This is a genomic window from Pelagibacterium luteolum (assembly GCF_900100665.1).
Classification (GTDB): Bacteria; Pseudomonadota; Alphaproteobacteria; order Rhizobiales; family Devosiaceae; genus Pelagibacterium; species Pelagibacterium luteolum.
This window is the reverse complement of sequence record NZ_FNCS01000003.1, coordinates 164,789-178,729: the sequence shown is the minus strand read 5'-3', so window position 1 is coordinate 178,729 and position 13,941 is coordinate 164,789. Positions and strand designations below refer to the sequence as shown.

At 59.7% G+C, this 13,941-nt stretch carries 14 protein-coding genes; 8 read left to right on the top strand and 6 right to left on the bottom strand.

Annotation, left to right across the window (positions count from 1 at the left end):
• The first annotated feature begins 63 nt into the window (after positions 1-63).
• Positions 64-459: a GFA family protein gene (locus BLR31_RS07355; RefSeq protein WP_090594181.1), complete on the top strand. Its 396-nt coding sequence runs from the start codon at positions 64-66 to the stop codon at positions 457-459.
• A 10-nt stretch (positions 460-469) separates the two neighbouring features.
• On the opposite strand, the gene carA is transcribed toward BLR31_RS07355, so the two are convergent.
• Complete coding sequence (gene carA, locus BLR31_RS07350) at positions 470-1,657, bottom strand: glutamine-hydrolyzing carbamoyl-phosphate synthase small subunit (protein ID WP_090594178.1); 1,188 nt, start codon at positions 1,655-1,657, stop codon at positions 470-472.
• A gap of 286 nt (positions 1,658-1,943) precedes the next feature.
• On the opposite strand from carA, the gene BLR31_RS07345 reads away from it, so the two are divergent.
• The 4 genes from BLR31_RS07345 (at position 1,944) to BLR31_RS07330 (ending at position 7,012) form a co-directional block, all read left to right on the top strand.
• Entirely contained in the window at positions 1,944-2,399 is a 456-nt protein-coding gene (locus tag BLR31_RS07345; RefSeq protein ID WP_176762579.1) for a GatB/YqeY domain-containing protein, read from the top strand.
• 60 nt (positions 2,400-2,459) lie between these two features.
• The gene (dnaG, locus tag BLR31_RS07340) at positions 2,460-4,385 is read left to right on the top strand and encodes a DNA primase (protein WP_090594168.1); all 1,926 of its coding nucleotides are present in this window, start codon (positions 2,460-2,462) and stop codon (positions 4,383-4,385) included.
• A 203-nt stretch (positions 4,386-4,588) separates the two neighbouring features.
• The gene (gene rpoD / locus BLR31_RS07335; protein ID WP_090594812.1) at positions 4,589-6,655 is read left to right on the top strand and encodes an RNA polymerase sigma factor RpoD; all 2,067 of its coding nucleotides are present in this window, start codon (positions 4,589-4,591) and stop codon (positions 6,653-6,655) included.
• 72 nt (positions 6,656-6,727) lie between these two features.
• Positions 6,728-7,012, top strand: a complete 285-nt coding sequence (locus tag BLR31_RS07330) for an HlyU family transcriptional regulator (protein ID WP_090594165.1) — start codon at positions 6,728-6,730, stop codon at positions 7,010-7,012.
• Positions 7,013-7,042: 30 nt separating this feature from the next.
• Here BLR31_RS07330 and BLR31_RS07325 read toward each other — a convergent pair whose 3' ends face one another.
• On the bottom strand, positions 7,043-7,234 hold the full coding sequence (locus tag BLR31_RS07325) for a hypothetical protein (RefSeq protein ID WP_090594163.1): 192 nt from the start codon (positions 7,232-7,234) through the stop codon (positions 7,043-7,045).
• A 67-nt stretch (positions 7,235-7,301) separates the two neighbouring features.
• The gene (locus BLR31_RS07320; RefSeq protein ID WP_090594160.1) at positions 7,302-7,913 is read right to left on the bottom strand and encodes a tellurite resistance TerB family protein; all 612 of its coding nucleotides are present in this window, start codon (positions 7,911-7,913) and stop codon (positions 7,302-7,304) included.
• Positions 7,914-8,026: 113 nt separating this feature from the next.
• Here BLR31_RS07320 and BLR31_RS07315 point away from each other — a divergent pair, with 113 nt between their 5' ends.
• The gene (locus BLR31_RS07315) at positions 8,027-8,659 is read left to right on the top strand and encodes a GyrI-like domain-containing protein (protein ID WP_090594157.1); all 633 of its coding nucleotides are present in this window, start codon (positions 8,027-8,029) and stop codon (positions 8,657-8,659) included.
• Positions 8,660-8,693: 34 nt separating this feature from the next.
• Here the strand turns inward: BLR31_RS07315 and BLR31_RS07310 are convergent, their stop codons facing one another.
• Both BLR31_RS07310 and BLR31_RS21630 read right to left on the bottom strand, forming a co-directional pair.
• On the bottom strand, positions 8,694-10,973 hold the full coding sequence (locus BLR31_RS07310; protein WP_090594154.1) for an OmpA family protein: 2,280 nt from the start codon (positions 10,971-10,973) through the stop codon (positions 8,694-8,696).
• A gap of 138 nt (positions 10,974-11,111) precedes the next feature.
• Positions 11,112-11,480, bottom strand: coding sequence for a hypothetical protein (locus tag BLR31_RS21630; protein ID WP_210183892.1), 369 nt, complete (start codon positions 11,478-11,480; stop codon positions 11,112-11,114).
• A 205-nt stretch (positions 11,481-11,685) separates the two neighbouring features.
• Between BLR31_RS21630 and BLR31_RS07300 the strand changes: the two genes are divergently transcribed.
• Together BLR31_RS07300 and BLR31_RS07295 are read left to right on the top strand one after the other, a co-directional pair.
• Positions 11,686-12,108 carry a secondary thiamine-phosphate synthase enzyme YjbQ gene (locus BLR31_RS07300; protein ID WP_090594152.1) on the top strand — a complete coding sequence of 141 codons (423 nt, stop codon included), beginning with the start codon at positions 11,686-11,688 and terminating at the stop codon, positions 12,106-12,108.
• Between the two features lie 79 nt (positions 12,109-12,187).
• Complete coding sequence (locus BLR31_RS07295; protein ID WP_244504975.1) at positions 12,188-13,015, top strand: sulfite exporter TauE/SafE family protein; 828 nt, start codon at positions 12,188-12,190, stop codon at positions 13,013-13,015.
• Positions 13,016-13,056: 41 nt separating this feature from the next.
• Here BLR31_RS07295 and BLR31_RS07290 read toward each other — a convergent pair whose 3' ends face one another.
• A complete protein-coding gene (locus BLR31_RS07290) occupies positions 13,057-13,776 on the bottom strand; it encodes an SIMPL domain-containing protein (protein ID WP_090594149.1) in 720 nt (239 codons plus the stop codon).
• Positions 13,777-13,941 lie beyond the last annotated feature (165 nt).

Genomic DNA, 13,941 nt, shown 5'->3' with positions numbered 1-13,941 from the left:
GCTGCTGACAGCTTGTGTCGCATGGATTGGCGAGGGTGACGGCATCGAAATTGGAGATCAAAAATGACGCTCAAAACCTATCACGGCGCGTGCCTGTGTGGCGCCGTCGCGTTTGAGGCCGATATCGATCTGTCGCTTGGGACCGGGAAATGCAATTGCACGAGCTGCCTGAAGCGCCGTTGGTGGAGCGTTTCGGTCAAGCCGGAGGCGTTTCGGGCGATCAAAGGGGAGGCGCTACTGGAGCCGACGGCGGCGGGGCGGTCATTTTGCCCGCATTGCGGCATCACGCCCTATGGACGCGTGGCGGCAGCGGAATGGAATGACGGTGAGAGCGTTTCGATCAATGTCGTGTGTCTGGACGATGCAACGGTCGAGGAGCTGGTGGCCGCGCCGGTGCAATATATGGACGGGCTGCACGACAATTGGTGGGAGGCGCCGGAGGAAGTCCGGCACCTCTAAATCGCTGAGTCTATTCAGCCAGTTGCGGAACGCCCTTCTGCTCGCGCACGAGGTTCATGAAGCGCTTGAAGAGATAGTGCGCGTCATGGGGCCCGGGAGAGGCTTCAGGGTGGTACTGGACCGAGAAGATCGGTTTGCCATCGACAGCAAGGCCGGCGTTCGATCCGTCAAAGAGCGAAACGTGGGTTTCGGTAACACCGGCGGGCAGGCTGTCGCGATCGACGGCGAATCCATGGTTCATCGAGGTGATTTCAACCTTGCCGGTGGTGAGGTCCTTGACCGGATGGTTTGCGCCATGGTGGCCCTGGTGCATCTTTTCGGTTTTGCCGCCAAGCGCTAGGCCCAGCAGCTGGTGACCGAGGCAAATGCCGAAGACCGGCTTGCCGGTTTCAATGATTTTCTGGATGGTCGGCACAGCATAGACACCGGTCGCGGCGGGATCGCCGGGGCCGTTGGTGAGGAACACGCCATCGGGATTGTGGGCCATGACGTCGTCGACCGTCGAGGTCGCAGGAACGACGGTGATGCGGGCGCCCTGATCGGAGATGCAGCGCAGGATGTTACGCTTGGCACCGTAATCGATGGCCACGATGTGGAAGTCGGGGTTTTCAACCCGCCCGTAGCCTTCGCCCCAGCGCCAGCGGGTTTCGTCCCACCGGTAGGTCTGGGTCGTGGAGACGTCCTTGGCGAGATCCAGCCCTTCAAGGCCGGGGAATGCGGCAAGTTCGGCATCGAGTGCCGCGTCATCGAAATTTCCATCGGGCGCATGGGCGATGACAGCATCGGCCATGCCCTTGTCGCGGATGAGCGCGGTCAGCGCGCGGGTGTCGAGCCCGGCGATGCCGATGATGCCGCGCTTCTTCAGCCAGGCATCGAGGCGTTCGGCGGAACGGTAGTTTGAGGGCGTGGTGATATCGGCCTTGATCACGGCGCCCCGGACGCCCGAGGAGCCAGCCATGTTGACTGTCTCGATATCTTCGTCGTTGGCACCGACATTTCCGATGTGCGGAAATGTGAAGGTGATGATCTGGCCGGCATAGGAGGGGTCGGTCAGGATTTCCTGGTAGCCCGTCATGGCGGTGTTGAAGCACACTTCACCGGCGGCCACGCCGACCGCGCCGATCCCACGGCCCTCAAGGCGCGTACCGTCACGAAGGATCAGAACTGCCGTAGGGGGTGTTTCGTGCCAGCCGGTCATGGGGCTTCTCCATTGCTTTTCGGATGTGCGCTTGTTCGAGATAATCGCAAGTTCAGGCGTGCCAAACCACCGGTCGCGCGTGCCGTTGGTGGTTGTCGTTCCGCCCTATATTGAATTTGCGCGAACCTATTTGAAGGGGCGCACATGGTCAACTGGATGTTGTCTTTCAAAAGGGCATAAAAATCAGCATGATAGCCGTTGGGGTGTCGCGACGATGATGCTCGCTTGGCTTTAATGGCCCGGTTGCGCTATATCGAGCGCTCGAAATTCAGCACCAAGGACACTGATCATGCGCGACCGGATCAACGCGGCGATGAAAGATTCCATCAAGGCGCGCGACGGGCGCCGCACCACGACCCTACGGCTCGTCAATGCGGCCATCAAGGATCGCGAGATCGCGCTGCGCGGCGAGGGCAAGGACGGGATCGGCGACGAAGACATCCTCGCGATCCTGCAAAAAATGGTCAAGCAGCGCGAAGAGTCCGCGATCATTTACGGACAGAACGGACGTCCCGAGCTCGAGGCGCAAGAGCGCGAGGAAATCGAGATCATTAAGGAGTTCCTCCCCAAGCCGCTGAGCGAAGCTGAGGTCGATGCGGCGATCAAGTCGGCCATCGCCGAAACCGGCGCCGAGGGGCTGCGCGACATGGGTAAGGTCGTCAGCGTTCTCAAGGCAAAATACCCGGGCCAGATCGATTTCGGCCAGGCGTCCAAGCAAGTGAAAGCGCAACTGGGCGCGTAAACGCCTGTGGAAAATCGGGCGCTGCGTGACATTTGACCAAGCAGCGCTTACCTATCTCTCATGCGCTTTTCCGATGCTTTTCTCGATGAGATCCGAAACCGGCTCTCCATCACGCAGGTGGTGGGAGAGCACGTGCTTTGGGACAAGCGGAAATCGCAGCCGGGCAAGGGCGACATGTGGGCCTGCTGCCCGTTTCATGGGGAGAAAAGCCCGAGCTTTCATGCCGATGACCGGCGCGGGCGATATCACTGCTTTGGTTGCGGCGCGAGTGGCGATCATTTCCGGTTCCTGACCGAAAAGACCGGGATGAGCTTTCCCGAGGCTGTCGAATTGCTGGCCGGCCGGGCAGGCGTTCCGATGCCGGAGCGCGACGAGAAGGCCGAGCGCAAGGCGGAGGCGCGGCGATCCCTTTACGACGTCATGGAATTGGCCACGACCTATTTTATCGAGGCGCTGGCCCATAATGTCGGGGCGAGGGCGCGAGGCTATCTGCTTGAGCGTGGCGTATCCGGGGCCATGCAGCAGCGCTTCAAGATCGGCTTTGCGCCGGACAGTCGTAATGGGCTGAAGGAATTTCTGGCTGCCAATGGTGTTTCGGCCAAGGAAATGGCCGACACTGGGCTTGTCGTGCATGGCGAGGATATCGCTGTGCCCTATGACCGGTTTCGCAACCGCTTGATGTTTCCGATTACCGATTTTCGTGGTCGGGTGATCGCCTTCGGCGGACGTGCGCTGACTGCGGATGTTGCCGCCAAGTATCTCAATTCGCCGGAAACCGAACTCTTTCATAAGCGCCAGACGCTCTATAACGGCCAGGCCGCGCGGCAGGCGGGATATGACGGCAAGCCGCTGATCGTGGTCGAAGGCTATCTCGACGTGATTGCGGCCGTCGCGGGGGGATTTGAGGGCGCCGTTGCGCCGCTTGGGACAGCGCTGACCGAAGACCACCTCAATCTCTTGTGGCGCATGACCGACATACCGGTGTTGTGCTTTGACGGCGACAGTGCCGGCATGCGGGCGGCCGAACGGTCGATCGATATCGCCATGCCCATGCTCAAGCCGGGCAAGTCGATCAGAATCGTGACGCTGCCGGGCGGGCTGGATCCCGACGATCTGATCAAGCAGCAGGGGCGGCAGGCTTTTGCAGATCTGGTCGCGGGCGGTCAATCGCTGGCCGATGCAGTTTGGTCGATGGAGACTGCGGGCGGTATTCCCGAAGCGCCCGAACAGCGTGCGGCGCTCGAAGCGCGGCTGAGGGAGCGGGCAGGGCGCATTGCCGATGTTTCGGTGCGCCGTCACTACAGCCAGGCGTTCGATGAGAAAATTTCGTCGTTGTTCATATCGACCCGTGGCCAATACCAGGGGCGCGGCAAGGGCGGTGGTTACGACAGCAGACGGCCGACCGGCGGACGCGGAAACCCGAAAATGCTGGTGTCGGACACGCTTCGGAACTCACGACTACTCAAGGGCGGCAGCCATCCCGATCTGATCCCCCGCGAGGCGGTGATCATCATGAGCCTGCTCAATCACCCTGAGTTGGCCCAATCGCGGCTGGAGGCGTTGGCGCAGCTTGAGTTACAATCCGTGACGGCTCGCCAGGTGCTCGCGGTTTTCCTCGATCTCGTCGCGGTTCAGCCCGACTTGGGACCCAATGCTGTCGCCGAGGCTCTGATCGCCCGTGGGCACGGTCCGGCAATGGACAGGATGCGCACATTGCTGGCGCGGCATGGGCTTTGGCAGGCCGAGGCGGAGAGCGCCCAGGTCGATGCAGAAACCGGATTGAATCACGTCCTGGCCTTGCATTCCAAATCGGTTCGCCTAAATAGGGAACTCAAAGCAGCTGAAATGGCGCTAGGCCAAGACCTTAGCGAAAACGCATTCGAACGGCTGCGGGACATTCAGAATCAAATTTCCAGTGTCGACGGTACAGAGGCATTGATCGAAGGATTTGGTTCGCTATCCGGGCGTGCGACGCGTAGTCTTTGAAAAAAGATGATTCGTGTCCGCGCATTTTTGCGTGTAAGGAGCGCTTCCGACACGACAAGGATTCGAACCGCTACAGGGGTGCTTTTCCGCAGGGAGAAGCAAATTATTAACCCTGACCTGTCTTTCAATCCCGGTCCCAGTGCGATCATCGGGCGATGACACCAGTGCCGCAAATGACGGTGCGGCTCAGGAGAGCGAACTATATGGCCACCAAGGCAGCCAATCAGACGAAAACCGAGACCGACAGCAAGCCGGAATCGCAGACAGAGGGTCCAGATGGACCGCTTCTCGATCTTTCCGATGCCGCGGTCAAGAAGCTTATCAAGACCGCCAAGAAGCGTGGTTACGTCACCTACGAAGAGATCAACGCCGTTCTCCCGTCGGAAGAGGTGACCTCCGAGCAGATCGAAGACATCATGGCCATGTTCTCGGACATGGGCATCAATGTGGTCGATGAGGACGAGGTCGAGGAGGCCGAGGCGGACAATAGCGCCGAGGAGGAGAGCAGCGAACTCGCCACCACGGGCAGCACCGCCGTTGCCAACACATCCAATGCGAAGTCTGGATCCGATCGTACGGACGATCCGGTGCGCATGTATCTTCGCGAAATGGGTTCGGTCGAACTGCTTTCACGTGAGGGCGAAATTGCTATCGCCAAGCGGATCGAAGCCGGCCGCGAGACGATGATCGCCGGGCTGTGCGAAAGTCCGCTCACGTTCCAGGCCATTATCATCTGGCGCGATCAGCTCGCCGAAGGCGAAATTCTGCTGCGCGACATCATCGATCTCGAAGCCACTTATGCCGGTCCGGATGCCAAGATGGCAGACGCGACCGCGGGTGATGACGAGGACGAGGACGACGATTCCACGTCCTCCACGGGGGCATCGTCCGGAACTGCGGATCGCAGCGAGCGGGCTGGCAAGCCGGGAAATGAAGACGGTGAGGCGAGCGAAGGCGGCGCCGCGCCCGACGATGACGATGATGACGACGAGTACGAGAATAATCTCTCGCTCTCAGCCATGGAAGCCGAGCTCAAGCCTCAGGTCGTGGAAACGTTTGACCGCATCGCCGACATCTATGGTCGCATGCGTAAGCTGCAAGACCAGAACGTCGAGGATCAGCTTGCCGCCAAGTCGCTCGATGCCGGCAAGATCAAGGAAATCGAAGGCTGGCGCAATCAGGTGATTGTGGACGTGAAGTCCCTGTCGCTCAACGCCTCGCGTATCGAGAGCCTTGTCGAACAGCTCTATGACATCAATAAGCGCCTCGTTCGTAACGAAGGTCGCCTGCTGCGACTTGCAGAGAGCTACAAGATCAAGCGCGATGATTTCCTGAATGCCTATTACGGCTCCGAGCTTGATCCCGATTGGGGCGACAAGGTTTCCGGACGTTCGGAAAAGGGCTGGAATGATTTCGTCGGCCGCGAGCGCGCGACCATCGACGAGCTGCGCAGCGAAATCCAGACACTGGCCACCGAAACCGGGCTCGACATCGCCGAGTATCGCCGGATCGTTTCCAAGGTCCAGAAGGGTGAGCGCGAAGCTGCGATCGCCAAGAAGGAGATGGTTGAAGCCAATCTCCGGCTGGTGATCTCGATTGCCAAAAAGTACACGAACCGCGGCCTGCAATTCCTCGATCTGATCCAGGAAGGCAATATCGGCTTGATGAAGGCCGTGGACAAATTCGAGTATCGTCGCGGCTACAAGTTCTCGACCTATGCCACTTGGTGGATTCGTCAGGCGATCACCCGTTCTATCGCCGATCAGGCCCGCACCATCCGTATTCCGGTGCACATGATCGAGACGATCAACAAGATTGTCCGGACCTCGCGCCAGATGCTGCATGAGATCGGACGCGAGCCGACGCCGGAAGAGCTCAGCGAAAAGCTGCAGATGCCGCTCGACAAGGTGCGCAAGGTTCTTAAGATCGCCAAGGAGCCGATTTCACTCGAAACTCCAATCGGTGACGAGGAAGATTCGAACCTTGGTGACTTCATTCCGGACACCAATGCGATCCAGCCTATCGATGCCGCGATCCAGAGCAATCTGCGCGAGACCACAACCCGTGTGCTCGCATCGCTCACGCCTCGCGAGGAGCGCGTGCTGCGCATGCGCTTCGGCATCGGGATGAACACCGACCACACGCTCGAAGAAGTGGGGCAGCAGTTTTCGGTGACGCGTGAGCGTATTCGTCAGATCGAGGCAAAGGCTTTGCGCAAACTCAAGCACCCGAGCCGTAGCCGCAAGCTGCGGAGCTTCTTGGACAATTAGGCCGAGTGGCGCTAAAACAGATCAACGAAACTGGGGCGGCCGAGAGCCGCCCCTTGCATATGGAGGTGGAAAATGTCGTTCCTCAAAAGGCTGTTCGGTGGCGGCGAAGCCAAGACGGCGGAACCCAGCGTTGATGCCCAGGAAGAGTTTGAGGGTCATCTGATCAAGGCGACCCTGATGAAATCAGGCGGAGAATTCCAGATCGCGGGAACGATCGAGAAGGACGTGGCGGGTGAAACCAAGTCCTACGCCTTTATCCGCGCCGACAAGTTCGCGAGCAAAGACGATTGCACAGCGGCAACGCTTGCGAAGGGCCGGCAGATCGTACGGGAGCAGGGCAAGCATCTGTTCGACTAAAAAAAGCCCGGCACTAGGCCGGGCTTTTCATTACATGGCGGGTGTGGCCGGATCGCTTAAGACCGGTTCGGGAACCACTTGAGGTTGCACGGTTCCATCCTCGGTGCCTGCCACGAACGCAAACCATCCAATGGCGATTATTGCAGCGGCGGTGGCCAGCCACGTCGCCCATTGCTGCCAGTTGATCGTCGTTCGTGTTGCTTCTGGGTCGAGATAGGTCATCACAAACCTCCCAGGTCTGGTTTCGAACAGGTTAATGATTAGCCGGGAGCGTTGGTTCCTTTTGGAGCTAGCTGGCTGCGGCCTTATGAATTTCCTCCACCAGCGGATCGGGCAGGTTTAGGCGGTTGGCCAAGGCCGACAGATAGGCGCGTTCAGTCGCCGTATCGGCTTCGATCGCGACGAGAGATGCGGCGTAGATTTCCGCTGCATGCTCTGGCGTATTGGCGCCACGCACGACCGCTTCCATGTCGAGGGGCGTGGAGAGCTCGTCGAATACGAATGCCTTTTCCTGTGCCGAGAGGTTCATGTCTTCGAGGCGCTTGAAAATGCGCTCCTTTTCGTCGCTATCGATGCGACCGTCGGCTTTCGCGGCAGCGATCATGGCGCGCACCAAAGCCTTCCCAAGATTGTCCTGAGCCACCTCATCGGTTCGCGCGGGCATGAATGGGCCTTCTGGCGGCACCTGGACGTCTGCTTGCGTGGATCCTTGGCGGCTCTTTTGCCATGCATTGTAGGCCAATCCGCCGATGGCGGCCAAAGCACCGTACTGGGCGATCTTTTTCACACCGCCACCGCCTAGCAACATGCCCGCCGCCAGCCCTGCAGCACCGGCCCCCGCCGTCCGCTGCACGTTCTGATCGGTCTTGAGAGCAGTCACGATCTTGTCGATATCAAACATAGCCATCTCCGGAAAATCTATCCGAACCCACATGGGGATTGCGGGGGTAGTGCGCAAGAAATCTTTCCAAATTTTAAGCGTTTTCCGTATCTTGCAGGCAGGCGAGGGACGGCATGACAGATAAGATCGACTTCAAGAAACGTCTCAAAACGCTTTATGGTCCGACGAGGTCCAAGGGGATCCACATTGTCAATGTTCCGACGATGCGCTTTCTCATGGCAGACGGCTTCGGCGATCCGAACACGAGTGGCGACTACGCGGACGTGGTCGCAGCCCTCTACAGCGTGGCTTATGGGATTAGGGCAGCGTCCAAGACGCAATTGAAGCGCGATTACGTCGTGCCACCGCTTGAGGGCTTGTGGTGGGCGGACGACATGAATGATTTCGTTTCACGGGCGAAAAATCGGTGGCACTGGACGATGATGATCATGGTACCCGACTGGATCGGGCCGGCCCTGATCGCAAGAACCATCGAACTCATCGTGAGCAAGAAGAATCCACCGGCGATGGATCGCATAAGGGTGGATGTGCTGGAAGAGGGGCGTGCAGCGCAGGTGCTCCATATCGGGAGCTATGATGACGAGGGCCCGGCGCTTGCGAAACTGCACGAGGACTATCTCCCTGGAATCAATGCAGTCCCCACCGGCAAACATCACGAGATTTATCTGTCAGACCCGCGCAGGGTTCCGGCTGAAAAGCTCAAGACAATATTGAGGCAGCCTATAAAGGAAAGGCCGAGGTCATAGACCCCGGCCCTTCTTTCATGCGTATGTGGCTGAATTAGCCAGCATTTGCTGTCGTCATCGGGGTGACGAGCGGGGTGATCCGACGCACGGTGACGCGACGGTTGGTGCGCTCGTCGGCCTGTGTATTGACCTTCAGATACCGCTCGCCATAGCCCTGCGTTGCCAGGTTTTCGGCAGGGATGCCGTAAACGCGGGTCAAAGCGTAAGCGACAGCTTCGGCGCGACGGTCCGACAGCGAAAGGTTGGACAGGTCCGAGCCTACCGCATCGGTGTGGCCTTCGATCAGGAAGGTTTCGGCCGGGTTCTGTTCGATCAGCGCCAGCATGGCGTTGGCAACTGCCGAGAGCGTATTGATTTCACTCTGCGAGATGTTGGCACTTGCCGTGTCGAACGTCAGATCGCCGATCTCGAGGCGACGGACCATGTCACGCAGACGGGCCGAGCGTTTGACTTCGTCAATCGTGTAGTAGCGCTGAATGGTCTCCACGGGGGGCTGGTCGAGGAATTGCACGACCTGCTGCTGGTTGGCTGCCGAGGCATCAAGCACATATTCGCGTGCCGGGATGTTGAGAACCAGCGGCGGCAACTGACGGCCCGGATCGATCCAGCGGCCCTGCTCGTCATAGCGGGTATAGCTGGGGTCGACATAGACCAGCAGGATTTCACGTCCATCGGGTTCGATACGCGAGCGACGGACGATATCACCATACCGGTCGCGAACGGTTACGATGCGGCTGCCGTCGTTACGCAGGATCACTTCGCGCGTACGGCCATCCGAGAGCTCTTCGTAATAGTATTCGCGGTCATCGGGGTAGACGATACGCGGGGTATCGGGGGTATCGATGAACTGGTTGGCACCGATTGCAAAAATCGTGGCCAAGCCGATGGTCGCAATGATCTCGGCATTGGACGGACCTTCGCGAACGGGACCGACAAGCACGCCGCCCTGCTGAGTGGCCTGCTGCTGGCCCGTGGCCTGGTTCAGGGTTGCCGATTCAGCTGCAGTCGCAGCCTGCTCGATGTCCTGAATGGAGACCTGCTGGCGATTCTGGGCCTGTTCCTCATCGATCGACGGGATGTTGTTTACATCGAACGCGACGGGCGCAGCGGGTTCTGCAGCAGGAGCGGGCGTTTCGGCTTCGACCTGTGTCTCGGCTTCGACTTCACCTTCGGCAGCAACTGGGGCCTCTTCGTCAAGGACACCGGATGCTGCATCCTTGGCGCTGTCGAGCAGCGGCGCAACTTCGCTGGCGTCGGTGCCTTCAGGAACGATTTCGCCCTGGACGTCACCTTCGAGCATGATGTCGTCGTCGAGTTCGACGGGCGCTGCAGCTTCGCCTTCGACAGGCGCGACCGGTTCGGCAGGGAGCTCAGTTACCGGCGATACGCCGGCATCGAGAGCGGCCTGCACGTCGATGATCTGCGTATCGATCTGGAAGCCGGACAGGCATGCAGCAACATCGGCCTGACCGAGCGCACCGCAGATCGCGGCCAGTTCGGCCTCGGCGGCTACAACGGCATCGGCGGATGCCTGAACGTCGCCACCTGCGGCAAGCGCGGCGTCGAAGTTCGCAACGGCAGCTTCATAAGCTGCGACGGCATCAAGAAGTGCTGCGGGCGCGGCACTGTCGGATGGCGCAGGAGCTTCCGTCTGTACCTGAGCGTCGGTTTCTGCCTCAACAGCGGGCTGCTCAGCGGGCGCGGCTGGTTCTTCAGCCTGCATTTCCTCTTGAGCGGGAGCCGGTTCAGCAGCGGGTTCCTCGGCAGGCGCTTCTGCTTCGACGGGCGCGGGTTCTTCAACCGGGGCGGGCTCCGCGGGAGCAGGCTCTTCGGCTGCGACGGGTTCTTCCACTGGCGCAGGTTCTTCAACCGGGGCAGGTTCTGGCGCAGGAGCGGGTTCTTCGGCCGCAACAGGTTCCTCGAAGGGAGCCTCTTCTGCCTCAACAGTCGCTTCAGCCTCGGCTTCCACAGCTGGGGCCGCTTCGGGCTCGGGCGCCGCGGTCAGTCCACCGGCCTCAAATGTCGCAATGCAAGACGCGATATCGGGCTGTCCGATTGCAGAACACAGAGCGCCCAATTCGGCTTCAGCAGCCGCGAAGGCGGATTCTGCTGCGGCCACATCTCCGCCACTGCTCTGGGCGGCGGAAACAGCGGCCTGCGCTTCGAGGTAGGTCTGGATGGCGCCCGCGAGAGCGGGCGGCGCTGCCTGGGCGACCTGGATGGTCGCATCCTGGGACTGCGCAAAGAGCGGAGCCACTGGCGTGCCAAGCATGAGCATGGCGGTACTGGTCAAGAGCACTTGTTTGAATTTCATTGGAGTATCTCCTCTGCCCCCCGGCAAGCGAACATGGCCACGAAATGCAGCCACGACAGGAACACACTATCAGGGTCAAAATGACGCCAGTCTGAACGGAAAAGGCGTATGGCACTTGGCCATACGCCTTGAAAATAATTACTGAGCCGGAGCAGCCTCTACAGGGGCAGCCTCGGCAGGTGCAGCTTCCGCAGCGGGAGCTGCGGCCTCAGGAGCTGCTTCAACTGCGGGAGCAGGTTCGACAGCAGGCGCTGCATCAGTCATCGGAGCGGGCTCGGCGGCAGGAGCGGGCTCAGTTACGGGCGGTGTGGTGGTTTCAACAGCAGCAGGGGCGGTGTCGACCGGTGCGGGCTCGCCGCCGCTCAGAGCGATGAAACCAATAATAAGGACGGCCAGCACGAGAACGCCGCCGATCCACCAGCCGGCGCTTCCGCCGGAGTTGACTGCATAGACGCGCTCGCGCTCGGTGCGATTGCGATCCGTGTAGTCGCGATCAATATCAGCCATTTTGAGTCTCCATTTCCATCTCTGGACAGCGAGCAAACTGTTCTGCCACTCGGTGTCGGGATCGAACATGCGCCAAGTCGCTTGAATATAAGGGCCGAGGGCCCCGGCGTAGCGGGTACACATTCGAGATGTCACAAAAACGCGATCAGCTTGATTGGGTTCCCTGCCCAAAATCCGCTAACGTCAGGAAAGGAGCAAATTTATCATGGTTCAGACGACCAGAGCGGTGACGGTTCGGACCCGGGGCGCGGGCCTATACGAAATTACGCGCGAACTTAAAGACACTATCTCGGCGAGCGGTGTTCAATCGGGATTGGTGACGGTCTTTTGCCGCCATACCTCGTGCTCACTGCTTATCCAGGAAAATGCCGACCCGGACGTCCGCGCTGATCTGCAGGAATTCTTTTCAAGGCTCGCGCCGCACGGTATGGCGTGGGTGACACACACCACCGAGGGGCCGGATGACATGCCGGCCCACATCAGGGCGGCGTTGACCCAGACCTCCATCTCGATCCCCATTCTAAATACCCTCGCTGCTCTTGGCACATGGCAGGGGCTTTACCTTTTTGAACACCGCGCCGCTCCGCACGAACGATCTGTGATTTTTCATGTCATAGGCGAGGCGTAGCGCTCGACATCGGCTAGATGGTGAGGGTTTATGAGAACTCGCCTAGAGCGCTTTTCGATAACAATCTCCGAGGTTTCCCGTGTCCGCTGTTCTAGCGCTCTATCTTCCTTTTGCTCTGGGCCTTGCCTTGACCGGGGCCGTGTCTGGCGTGATGGCTGGATTGTTGGGGATCGGTGGCGGCATCATCATGGTGCCGGCGATGGCACTGGCCTTTCAACTGCTGGGATATAATCCGGACGTGATCATGCATGTTGCCGTCGGGACATCGCTGGCGGTGATCATTCCAACCGGATTGCGCAGTGCGAAGTCGCATGAAAAGCGTGAGGCGGTCGACAGGGGCATTGTCAAGCGCTGGGCGCCCTGGATCGTTGCCGCATCATTGATTGGTGGGCTGACGGCGGTCTTCTATTCGGCTGCTGCGCTCAAGATGATTTTTGGTGTGATGGCGCTATTTATTGCGCTCAACATGGCGTTGCCCGTACAGCGGCGCATGATGGAGGCTGTTGCGCATGTCCCAATGGTGAACCGCATTTCGGCAGCCATTATCGGGTATATATCGGCGCTCATGGGAATTGGGGGAGGCTCGCTGACCGTACCCACCCTCGTGGCGTTCGGTACCAGTATGCATACGGCGGTTGGGACGAGTTCGGCGCTTGGCGTGCTGCTCGCCATCCCGGCAGCGATCGGATTTGTCATTTCGGGCTGGGCAGCCGTGGGGGCTCCGCCCTTCAGTCTCGGATTTATCAACCTGCCGTCGCTGGTCCTGATTGGCGGGCTTGCGACGCTTACCGCTCCGTTGGGCGTTGCTCTGGCGCACCGGCTCGATGCCAGGCTGCTGCGGATCGTTTTCGCGATTTTCCTGATTGTGGTCGGCGGGCGGATGATTATCCAAGCGGTCGTAGGTTGAAAGGCCGGGCATTTACCCGGCCTTCGTCACAAACTTCTCAGTTATTCCTGATCGTTCTCGATGGACCATGAGATTGTCGTGGTCACGGAGAATGCCAGTTCGCCAGCTTCGACTGGTACCGAAGAATCAGCTGCCATCTCTGCCATCGCAGCGCGGTACATCGGCTGCGGCGGCATCTGCTGGTCGGCCTCACGGATCGATTCGATGGAGCCAAGGGTGAAATCGGCGGCGACCGCGTAGGTTTCTGCCTTGGCAATGGCGTCAGCCACGGCAAGCTCGCGTGCCTTGGTTTCAAGCTCGGAGGCATCTTCGACGTCAAAGGAAATGCCGTTGATCGTATTGGCGCCAACTGTCACGGCGCGATCGAGGACGCTGCCCAGCCCCTCGAGATCGCGCACGATGATGGTGACGGAGTTGGAGACCTGGTAGCCCTGGATTTCTGGAGGCAGCGTGTAGCCGCTGTCATCGCGTTGGTCCGAGTAGACATATTGGGGCGTCACGGTGAAGTCTGACGTCTGAATGTCGCGATCCTCAAGTCCTGCCTCACGAAGTGCAGAAACCAGATCGGCCATCGCTTCGCTGTTTGCGTCCAGCGCTTCGAGCGCGGTTTCAGCCTGGGTGGTGACGCCGGTGTTGATCGTCGCCATGTCTGGAACGGCACGTACGACGCCGGTGCCAGTCAATGTAATGGTCTCGGCTAAAGCCGGTGACACCATCAGGGCGAGCATTGTCGCTGGAATGATCTTGGAAAAAGGCAACATTGAAATCTCCTTAAACGCGATACAGGACGCCCCCCGCTGTCGCTCCAAGACATGAGAATCCAATGCGTCAGTTTTGCGGCAATTTGCCCCGTCACTCAAAATTGTGGTGCCCGATGACTACCCCATGGACCTCGCCGCTCGAACCCGCTAGGAAAGCCTCGGCGT

Bases quoted from the DNA above. Each gene is read 5' to 3' on its own strand.
- BLR31_RS07330 (WP_090594165.1), top strand. From the start codon at position 6,728: ATGTCGTTCCTCAAAAGGCTGTTCGGTGGCGGCGAAGCCAAGACGGCG.
- BLR31_RS07355 (WP_090594181.1), top strand. From the start codon at position 64: ATGACGCTCAAAACCTATCACGGCGCGTGCCTGTGTGGCGCCGTCGCG.
- BLR31_RS07290 (WP_090594149.1), bottom strand. From the start codon at position 13,776: ATGTTGCCTTTTTCCAAGATCATTCCAGCGACAATGCTCGCCCTGATG.
- BLR31_RS07320 (WP_090594160.1), bottom strand. From the start codon at position 7,913: ATGTTTGATATCGACAAGATCGTGACTGCTCTCAAGACCGATCAGAAC.
- BLR31_RS21630 (WP_210183892.1), bottom strand. From the start codon at position 11,480: ATGGCTGATATTGATCGCGACTACACGGATCGCAATCGCACCGAGCGC.
- BLR31_RS07310 (WP_090594154.1), bottom strand. From the start codon at position 10,973: ATGAAATTCAAACAAGTGCTCTTGACCAGTACCGCCATGCTCATGCTT.
- dnaG (WP_090594168.1), top strand. From the start codon at position 2,460: ATGCGCTTTTCCGATGCTTTTCTCGATGAGATCCGAAACCGGCTCTCC.
- rpoD (WP_090594812.1), top strand. From the start codon at position 4,589: ATGGCCACCAAGGCAGCCAATCAGACGAAAACCGAGACCGACAGCAAG.
- BLR31_RS07315 (WP_090594157.1), top strand. From the start codon at position 8,027: ATGACAGATAAGATCGACTTCAAGAAACGTCTCAAAACGCTTTATGGT.
- BLR31_RS07300 (WP_090594152.1), top strand. From the start codon at position 11,686: ATGGTTCAGACGACCAGAGCGGTGACGGTTCGGACCCGGGGCGCGGGC.
- BLR31_RS07325 (WP_090594163.1), bottom strand. From the start codon at position 7,234: ATGACCTATCTCGACCCAGAAGCAACACGAACGACGATCAACTGGCAG.
- carA (WP_090594178.1), bottom strand. From the start codon at position 1,657: ATGACCGGCTGGCACGAAACACCCCCTACGGCAGTTCTGATCCTTCGT.